Source organism: Phenylobacterium aquaticum, from assembly GCF_947378715.1.
GTDB classification, from domain to species: domain Bacteria; phylum Pseudomonadota; class Alphaproteobacteria; order Caulobacterales; family Caulobacteraceae; genus Phenylobacterium; species Phenylobacterium aquaticum_A.
On sequence record NZ_CANCLE010000171.1, the window covers coordinates 1 to 7,624 of the forward strand.

Sequence of the window (7,624 nt, forward strand, 5' to 3'; positions counted from 1 at the left end):
TCGCCTCTGGGCGGCAGCGGCGGCGAAGACCTGATCTCCGCCGCGCGCGACGGAACTCTGCGCGTGCTCTCGGCCTCAGTCCGAGACGGAGTGACGCGGGTGGTGATGACCTCCTCGACCGCCGCCTGCACGCCGGCCAAGCCGCTCAAGCGCGCCATTGATGAGACCGACTGGACCGATCCGGACCAGCCGGGCCTGGCCGTCTATCGCAAATCCAAGGTGCTGGCCGAGAAAGCGGCCTGGGACTTCATGGCCGACCACCCCGCGACCAGCCTGACCACGATCCTGCCCGGCGCGATCTTCGGCCCGGTCCTGAACAAGGACCAGCTGGGCTCGGTCGCCATCATCCAGCGCCTGCTCCAGGGCCAGCCGCCGGCCCTGCCGCGTCTGGGCTTCAACATCACCGATGTCCGCGACCTCGCCGACCTCCACATCCGCGCCATGACGAAGCCTGAGGCCGCCGGCCAGCGGTTCATCGCCATGGGCGAGGCCCTTTGGTACGCGGAGGTCGCCGCGACCCTGAAAGCCAGGCTGGGTGAAGGCGCGGCCAAGGTCACCACCGCCAACATGCCAGACCTCGTCGCCCGCACCCTGGCCCTGGCCTCGCCCCAGATGAAGGCGGTCCTGCCTCTGCTCGGCCGCACCCAGGCCTTCAGCACCGCCAAGGCCCGTGACATCCTCGGCTACGCGCCGCGCCCAGCCAGGGATACCGTCGCCGATTGCGGCGCCAGCCTCTTGATCTAGGCTGCGGGTCGGTTATGCCCACCTGCAACAACGGTGAGGAACGCCAGATGACGACCCCGGACGCCAAGCCCCTGACCTATGACGAGGTGGTCGTGGGCCGCCGCAGCATCCGAGGCTACAAGCCCGATCCGGTTCCCAAGGCCCTGATCAAAGAGATTCTCGAGGTCGCCATGCGCGCGCCCTCGTCGATGAACACCCAGCCCTGGAATTTCTACGTCATCAGCGGCGAACCGCTGGACCGGATCCGGGCCGGCAACACTGAGCGGATGGTGTCCGGCGTGCCGCAATCGCGCGAGTTCCGCACGGGCCAGGCCTTCGCCGGTCCGCACCGCGACCGCCAGGTCGGCGTCGCCAAGCAGTTGTTCGCCGCCATGGGCATCGCCCGCGACGACAAGGACATGCGCCAGGACTGGGTGCTGCGCGGCTTCCGCCAGTTCGACGCCCCGGTCTGCGTGATCGTCACCTATGACAAGGTCCTCGACGGCAGCGACGACACGCCCTTCGACTGCGGCGCCGTGACCACCGCCCTGGTCAACGCCGCCTGGTCTCGTGGCCTCGGGGCCGTGATCAACAGCCAGGGCATCATGCAGTCCCCGGTCGTGCGCGAACACGCCGGCATCGCCGACGATCAGGTCATCATGAAGAGCATCGCGCTCGGTTGGCCGGACGAAACCTTCCCGGCCAACGCCGTCGTCTCGGAACGCAAGTCGGTGGACGAAGCTGCGGTGTTCGTCGGCTTCGACGACTAGCCCCCCGCCTATTCCGGCGAGCTGCGCCTGATCGGCCTGTACCAGGCCAGCTGTTCGCTGGTGGCCAGGAGCTTGCCGTCCCGGCTCCAATAGCTGGAACGCTCGTCCGAGGCCCCGCCGCCGCCCACCCGGCCCTCGCACTCGACCAGGATGAAGTCATCGCCCACCTGGGCGATCTCTTCGGCGGTGGCGTGCAGATAGACGGTGAGGGTCAGGGTCGTGACGCTGACCGTCCGGCCGAGCGCGTACATGGCGCGTGGGGCCGAATTGTCTGTGACCATGCCCAGCAGGGCCTTGTCCAGCGGCCCGCGCCGCGACCGCACCCAGGCCAGGGTGTGGGAGTTCCCCGTCGCCTCGGGCGGAAACACCTCCAGCGTCCGCCGCTCGAACGCCGAGGCGCCATAGTGCAAGGGCGCCCCGAAGTCGGGCGGGCTGGGCAGGCTGTCCGGGTCCGGAGCCTCAGGAATCCTGGCGAAGGCGAAGGGCGGCGTCTCCGGTCGCCGCGCCAGGGTGACCATGCCATGCACCCCCACCTGATCAGAGCCCGCCGGCAGCACCTCGACCTCCCAAACGCCGATCGAACCGCCCTGACGCAGCCGCCGCGTGCGGATGTCCAGCTGGCCCGAAGGCAGGGCGGCGGCATAGGTCAGGGTCAGGGACAGGGCCTCCCCCACGGCTTCCGGTTCCGCCTCCAGCACCCGGATGAACAGCCCGATGGCGTAGCCGCCCCACAGGCCGCCCCCTGGATTGACCCATTCCGGTCCTGCGAAGGTGGTCCACCGTCCCTCGGAGACGGCGGTGAGCGGGTGGGTGGAGGTCTGTATTGAGCTCATGCCCCCTTCTAGCCCGGCGCCGCCGGGTCACGGAAGCACCCGACCGGATCGGAGCGGGCTCTATGGGGAGCTCGGACCGCTCATCAGGTCCAACGCCACCCGCAACACCGCCTCCAGCCGCCCGGCCTCGCGCTCCCCGTCGGCCGCCTCGCGCGGCGTCAGTTCCCGCCCGCACACGTGGTCGCAGGCGGCGATCAGGTCCGCCTGGCCACCCAGTTTGCCGCGCAGCATCGCCAGATGCGCCGCCGCCTGCGCCCGCGCCTCGGCCTGCCGAACCACCAGGGTGATCGGCGTCCCCTGCCCGCTCCCCGGCAACGCCGCCAGGGAGGAGCCCAAGGCCGCCTCCGCCGAGGCCTTCCGATAGCAGTCGCCATAGGCCTCGCCGGCCTTCAACTGGTCTGTGGTCAGTCGTCCTTTACGGGCTAGCCAATCCAGACCGGCCAGGCGGCGATAGGGCTGCTCCCGCCCCACCTTGTCCCCCGCCGGCCCCTCGAACCTGGCGCCGCGCGCAGCGGACAGGGTGACGGTCTCACGCACCCCCGCCGCCGTGGCCCGGGCCTCGGCGCGGCGGCGGGTGGTCTGGTCGACGGCGATCAGGCGTTCACGCTCCAGGCGTGCAAAATGGGCCGTGCGGCTCATGACGGTCTCCTTTCGATCAGGGACGGGAAGAGTTCAGGCGCCTGGCCGCGCCACCACGGCGTCGCCAAGCCGATAGACCGCCTCGCTGGCGGCGCGGGCGCCCTCCAGCAGGGACAGGCCGGCGGCGGCATGGGCGATCAGCTGCCGCAGGAACAGGCCGCGATCCTCGGGCGGCCGGGCCTTCAGGGCCTCGACGATCAGCTTCGCCGCAGTCGGGGCGTCGTCTTCGCTCATGGCGCGGGCGGCATCAGCGGCAGGCACACCACCGACAGATCCCTGCCGATCCGCCGCTCCGACAGGGCCCAGAAGCCGCCCTGCGCCCTGCACGCCGCCACATGGGCCTCATGCCGCGCGAACCGCGGCAGCTGGCTGTCGCCGACCCCGCGCGTCGTCCGGGCGCGGAACAGCCGCTCAAGGCGCTCGCCGTCGGGGGCAGCGAGCTTGAGCTGGAGCCGCGCACGGGCGGGAGACGTCCCACTTTGTCGTAGGGCGGCGTAATCCTGACCATCGATGGGTCGCGAGATGACATCGTTTTGCATGCCCAGATGTTAACGGAACAAAAGCAGAACTTCAAAGTCAAAAATGTATTTTTCATACAAAATTTCTACTGCTAGTATCTCTCCATGGATGAACGCTCCAGACGCCTGCGCGACGCGCGCCTCGAGGCCGGCCACGACACTGCGGCGGCAGCGGCGGAGGCCCATGGTTGGAACCGCAACACCTACGCCTCAAATGAGAATGGCAACGCCCCCTTCTCCTATCGCAAGGCCAAGGCCTATGCCGCCGCCTTCCGGGTTCGGCCCGAGTGGCTCTATGACGCCTCCGGCCCCATGCGGTCGGCAGCCATCGGCGGCATGGTCCGCATCATCGGCAAGGTGGGCGCCAATCCCGAGGGCCTGGTGCTGTTCGCAACGGGCCAGGAGGGCTTTGATTTGACACCGATTCCTCCAGGTGGAACGGAAAGCGCCGTGGCCCTCCAGGTGGCGGGGCACTCCATGCGCGGCGTCGCCGACGATGGCGCCTTGATCTATTTCGAGGACCAGAAGACCTCCCCCAGTCCCGATATGCTGGGCCACGTCGTCGTGGTCGAGACCGACACTGACGAGGTCCTGGTCAAGCGCCTCCTGCGGGGGAGCGAGCCGGGCCGCTTCGACCTGGAGAGCATCGCCGGACCGACCCGCCACGATGCCCGCCTGCGCTGGGCGGCGCACATCACCGCCATCATTCCTCCGTTCCAGGCGCGTCGGATCATCGTCAGCGGCGGCTAGTCGATAGACAGCTTTTGATTGCAAAATATCTGTATTTTTGATACAGTTTAAAAATGAACACGCCCGATCCCCTGGCCGCCTGGATCGCGCTGGAACGTGCGTCGGACGGGCATCACCTCGACCACCAGCGCCAGGCCGCCCGTCGTCACGCAGGCGTCGCCTGGTCCGGCCTTTCCGCCCCGCCGGACCCGCCCCGGTCGGAGGCCCAGCTTCGCCAGGCCGCCCTGGCCAGACGCGGCTTCGAGGCCGACTGGCGCGCCTCGTCCCAGGGCGCGGTGCTCCTGGCGGTGGCCGATATCCAGCGCGCCTGTGAGGCCGCCCACGCCGCCGGGGAGCGCGCCAGGTCCGCCGCCGCCCGAGGCCTCGCGCCAGACCCGGCCCCCTGCCGCGCCGCCCTCGCCGAGGTCCGCCGCCAGGCCCGCGATCTCCTGCGCGGCCTGCGCCACGCCCGCCAGGCGCTCCCGCCGCCGCGCTGACCCCTGCGACACCGGGCTTATTTGCCAGGCCAGGGAATCCTCGATAAAGATAGTTAGACGACCTAACTATCTGAGCGCCCATGCCCCTCTCCGCCCTGACCTCCAGCGAGCCCGAACGGCTCGCCGAAGCGCTTCGCCCCCTCCTGCTGCGGGTGTCGCGACGGCTGCGCCAGGAGGCTCAGAAGGCCGGGGTTTCCGCCCTCGACGCCCTGATCCTCGGCCAGATCAAGCGCGCGCCGGGCGTCGGGGTCTGCGACCTCGCTGACGCCGAGAAGCTCTCACGCCCGACCATGAGCAGCCATGTGAAGCGCCTGGAGGCGGCCGGCTGGGTCGCCCGCGCCGACCGCGTCGATGACGGCCGCCGCTCCGGCCTGGCGGTCACCCCCGCCGGCGAGGCCCGCCTCGAGGACATCCGCAAGCTGCGCAACGATTGGCTCTCGGTGCGCCTCGCCCAGCTTTCGCCCGAGGGCCGCGATCAGCTGGCCCAGGCCGCCCACCCGCTCCTCCAGTTGCTGAGTCTCGACGCATGACGGAAATCGCCCTCAAGCCCAACGAGACCGAGGCCCAGGCCAGCGCCGCCGCCCGGGGCTGGATGGTCCCGGCCATCATCGGTTCGGCCATGATGATGCAGACGCTCAGCGCCACGGTGCTCTCCAACGCCCTGCCGACCATGGCCCGCGCCCTGCACGAGGATCCGCTGCGGCTGAACCTCGCCATCACCATGTATCTGTTGGCCTCGGCGGTGTTCCTGCCGGTCAGTGGCTGGGCCGCAGACAAGCTGGGCGCCAAGCGGGTCTTCATGGCCGCCATGGTGCTCTATGCCCTGGCCTCGGCCGCCTGCGGCTTCGCGGACAACCTTGCCGAACTGGTCCTGGCGCGGGTCTTCCAGGGCGCCGCCAGCGCCATGATGGTGCCGGTCGGCCGCCTGGTCCTGCTGCGCACCACGCCCAAGAGCGAGTTGGTCGGCGCCATGTCGGTGCTGACCATGCCCGCGTTGCTCGGCCCGGTGATCGGCCCCGTGCTCGGCGGCGCCATCGTCACCTTCGCGGACTGGCGGTGGATCTTCTTCATGAACCTGCCCATCGCCGTGTTCGGCGGGATCATGGTCTGGCGCTATGTCCCCAATATCGCTGAACAGGACGTCGCCCCGATCGACTGGATCGGCATACTGCTCACCGGGGTCGGCCTCGCCACCCTGATCTTCGGCTTCGAGAACCTGGGTCGCCCGTTGCTGCCGGGCCCCGCCGTAGCCGGCCTGTTCGTCGTGGGCCTCGGATCCCTGTTCGCCTACGGGGTCTATTCGCGCAGCAATCGCCACGCGATCCTCGACCTGTCGCTGTTCAACATCCGGACCTTCTCGGCCTCGATCATCGGTGGCGGCTTCATGCGGCTCGCCATGGGCGCCATGCCCTTCATGCTCGCCATGCTGCTGCAGATCGGCTTTGGCATGAGCCCGTTCCAGGCCGGCCTGCTCACCTTCATGAGCGCCGCCGGCGCCATCGTTATGAAGACTGCGGCCCCGCCCATCCTGCGCCGCTTCGGCTTCCGCACGGTGCTCAGCGTCAACGCCATCATCACCGGGGTCAGCTTCCTGGCCTATGGCCTGTTCAAGCCCACCACCCCGCACATCGTCATCATGGCGGTCCTGCTGGTCGGCGGCTTCTTCCGCTCCCTGCAGTTCACCAGCCTGAACGGCATGGCCTTCGCCGACGTCGAGCAGCACCAGATGAGCCGCGCCTCCACCATGTCCAGCATGGCCCAGCAGCTGGTCCAGTCGATCGGCATCGGCCTGGCCGCCCTGCTGCTGCACTATTTCATGGTGGCCCAGGGCCAGCATCACCTGACCGCCGCCACGATCACCCCGGCCTTCCTGGTGGTCGGCGCCATCACCTTCATCTCGCTGGCCTTCTACCTGCCCCTGCCCAGGGACGCCGGCGACGAGATGAACGGGCGGCGCGCCCGGGCCTGAACGGAAGATCCCGGCCGCGCTATTCCATGTCATGCTGGTCTGAGACGGTCGGGGGACCACTCAAGCCCAGGAGGACAAGATGATCCGCAAGGCCCACGCCCAATGGCGCGGAACCGGCCGTGACGGGACTGGCGACCTGACCACTGATTCCGGCGTGCTCTCCCACACGCCCTATTCCTTCAAGACCCGGTTCGAGAGCGAGCCCGGGACCAATCCCGAGGAGCTGATCGCCGCCGCCCATGCCGGCTGCTTCACCATGGCCCTGGCGTTCCAGCTCCAGACCGCCGGCTTCACGCCGGAAGAGCTCAACACCGAGGCGGCGGTGTCGCTGGTCCAGGCCGATGGCGGGTTCAAGATCGAAAAGTCCGCCCTCACCCTGCGCGCCAAGGTCCCGGGCCTGGACAAGGCCAGGTTCGACGAACTGGCCGGGGTGGCCGAGAAGAATTGCCCGGTCTCCCGGGTCCTGAACGCCGAGATCACCCTCGACGCCACGCTGGAATAGAGGGGGCGGCCGGCGACGCGCGGGCGCCGCCGGCCCCCGTTCCTATTCCGCCGCCATCAACACCTTGCCGGAGGTCAGGGCCGTCTTGGCCGCCAGCGACGCCTTGGCCGCCTCATATTCGGCCGACAGGCGCGCCACCAGCTCGCCGGCGGTGGGGATTTCCTTCACCGCGCCGATGCCCTGGCCGCAGCCCCAGATGTCCTTCCAGGCCTTGGCCTTGGTGTTGCCGCCGGAACCGAAGTTCATCTTCGACGGGTCGGCCACCGGCAGGTTGTCCGGATCCAGGCCGGCCGCCTCGATCGAGGGACGCAGATAGTTGCCGTGCACCCCGGTGAACAGGTTCGAATAGACGATGTCATCGCCGCGGCTGGCGACGATCATGTCCTTGTAGCCTTGCTGGGCGTTGGCTTCCTGGGTCGCGATGAAGGCCGAGCCGATATAGGC

Annotated in this window: 12 protein-coding genes; 7 read left to right on the top strand and 5 right to left on the bottom strand. The window is 69.1% G+C overall.

What is annotated here, in order from left to right; translation table 11 throughout:
- A partial coding sequence (locus Q7P21_RS17510; protein WP_304178115.1) for an NAD-dependent epimerase/dehydratase family protein occupies positions 1 to 744 on the top strand: 744 nt, incomplete at its 5' end.
- A 47-nt stretch (positions 745 to 791) separates the two neighbouring features.
- On the top strand, positions 792 to 1,493 hold the full coding sequence (locus tag Q7P21_RS17515; protein WP_304165740.1) for a nitroreductase: 702 nt from the start codon (positions 792 to 794) through the stop codon (positions 1,491 to 1,493).
- An 8-nt stretch (positions 1,494 to 1,501) separates the two neighbouring features.
- On the opposite strand, the gene Q7P21_RS17520 is transcribed toward Q7P21_RS17515, so the two are convergent.
- Genes Q7P21_RS17520 through Q7P21_RS17535 form a run of 4 tightly spaced genes read right to left on the bottom strand, consistent with a single transcriptional unit; the run spans position 1,502 to position 3,504 of the window.
- On the bottom strand, positions 1,502 to 2,326 hold the full coding sequence (locus Q7P21_RS17520; RefSeq protein ID WP_304165737.1) for a thioesterase family protein: 825 nt from the start codon (positions 2,324 to 2,326) through the stop codon (positions 1,502 to 1,504).
- Positions 2,327 to 2,386: 60 nt separating this feature from the next.
- Positions 2,387 to 2,965 carry a hypothetical protein gene (locus tag Q7P21_RS17525; RefSeq protein WP_304165734.1) on the bottom strand — a complete coding sequence of 193 codons (579 nt, stop codon included), beginning with the start codon at positions 2,963 to 2,965 and terminating at the stop codon, positions 2,387 to 2,389.
- 33 nt (positions 2,966 to 2,998) lie between these two features.
- Positions 2,999 to 3,199 carry a hypothetical protein gene (locus Q7P21_RS17530; protein WP_304165731.1) on the bottom strand — a complete coding sequence of 67 codons (201 nt, stop codon included), beginning with the start codon at positions 3,197 to 3,199 and terminating at the stop codon, positions 2,999 to 3,001.
- A complete protein-coding gene (locus Q7P21_RS17535) occupies positions 3,196 to 3,504 on the bottom strand; it encodes a hypothetical protein (protein ID WP_304165728.1) in 309 nt (102 codons plus the stop codon). Before Q7P21_RS17535 ends, Q7P21_RS17530 begins: the two co-directional genes overlap by 4 nt.
- A gap of 84 nt (positions 3,505 to 3,588) precedes the next feature.
- Here Q7P21_RS17535 and Q7P21_RS17540 point away from each other — a divergent pair, with 84 nt between their 5' ends.
- The 5 genes from Q7P21_RS17540 (at position 3,589) to Q7P21_RS17560 (ending at position 7,180) form a co-directional block, all read left to right on the top strand.
- Positions 3,589 to 4,233 (top strand): S24/S26 family peptidase, encoded by a 645-nt coding sequence (locus Q7P21_RS17540; RefSeq protein ID WP_304165727.1) that lies wholly within the window; start codon positions 3,589 to 3,591, stop codon positions 4,231 to 4,233.
- 53 nt (positions 4,234 to 4,286) lie between these two features.
- Positions 4,287 to 4,709: a hypothetical protein gene (locus tag Q7P21_RS17545; protein ID WP_304178117.1), complete on the top strand. Its 423-nt coding sequence runs from the start codon at positions 4,287 to 4,289 to the stop codon at positions 4,707 to 4,709.
- Positions 4,710 to 4,789: 80 nt separating this feature from the next.
- Positions 4,790 to 5,239, top strand: coding sequence for a MarR family winged helix-turn-helix transcriptional regulator (locus Q7P21_RS17550; RefSeq protein WP_304165721.1), 450 nt, complete (start codon positions 4,790 to 4,792; stop codon positions 5,237 to 5,239).
- Positions 5,236 to 6,678: an MFS transporter gene (locus Q7P21_RS17555; RefSeq protein ID WP_304165720.1), complete on the top strand. Its 1,443-nt coding sequence runs from the start codon at positions 5,236 to 5,238 to the stop codon at positions 6,676 to 6,678. The genes Q7P21_RS17550 and Q7P21_RS17555 overlap by 4 nt, the downstream gene beginning before the upstream one ends.
- A gap of 79 nt (positions 6,679 to 6,757) precedes the next feature.
- Positions 6,758 to 7,180, top strand: a complete 423-nt coding sequence (locus Q7P21_RS17560) for an OsmC family protein (RefSeq protein ID WP_304165718.1) — start codon at positions 6,758 to 6,760, stop codon at positions 7,178 to 7,180.
- 42 nt (positions 7,181 to 7,222) lie between these two features.
- Here the strand turns inward: Q7P21_RS17560 and Q7P21_RS17565 are convergent.
- A partial coding sequence (locus tag Q7P21_RS17565; RefSeq protein ID WP_369695351.1) for an NAD(P)H-dependent flavin oxidoreductase occupies positions 7,223 to 7,624 on the bottom strand: 402 nt, incomplete at its 5' end.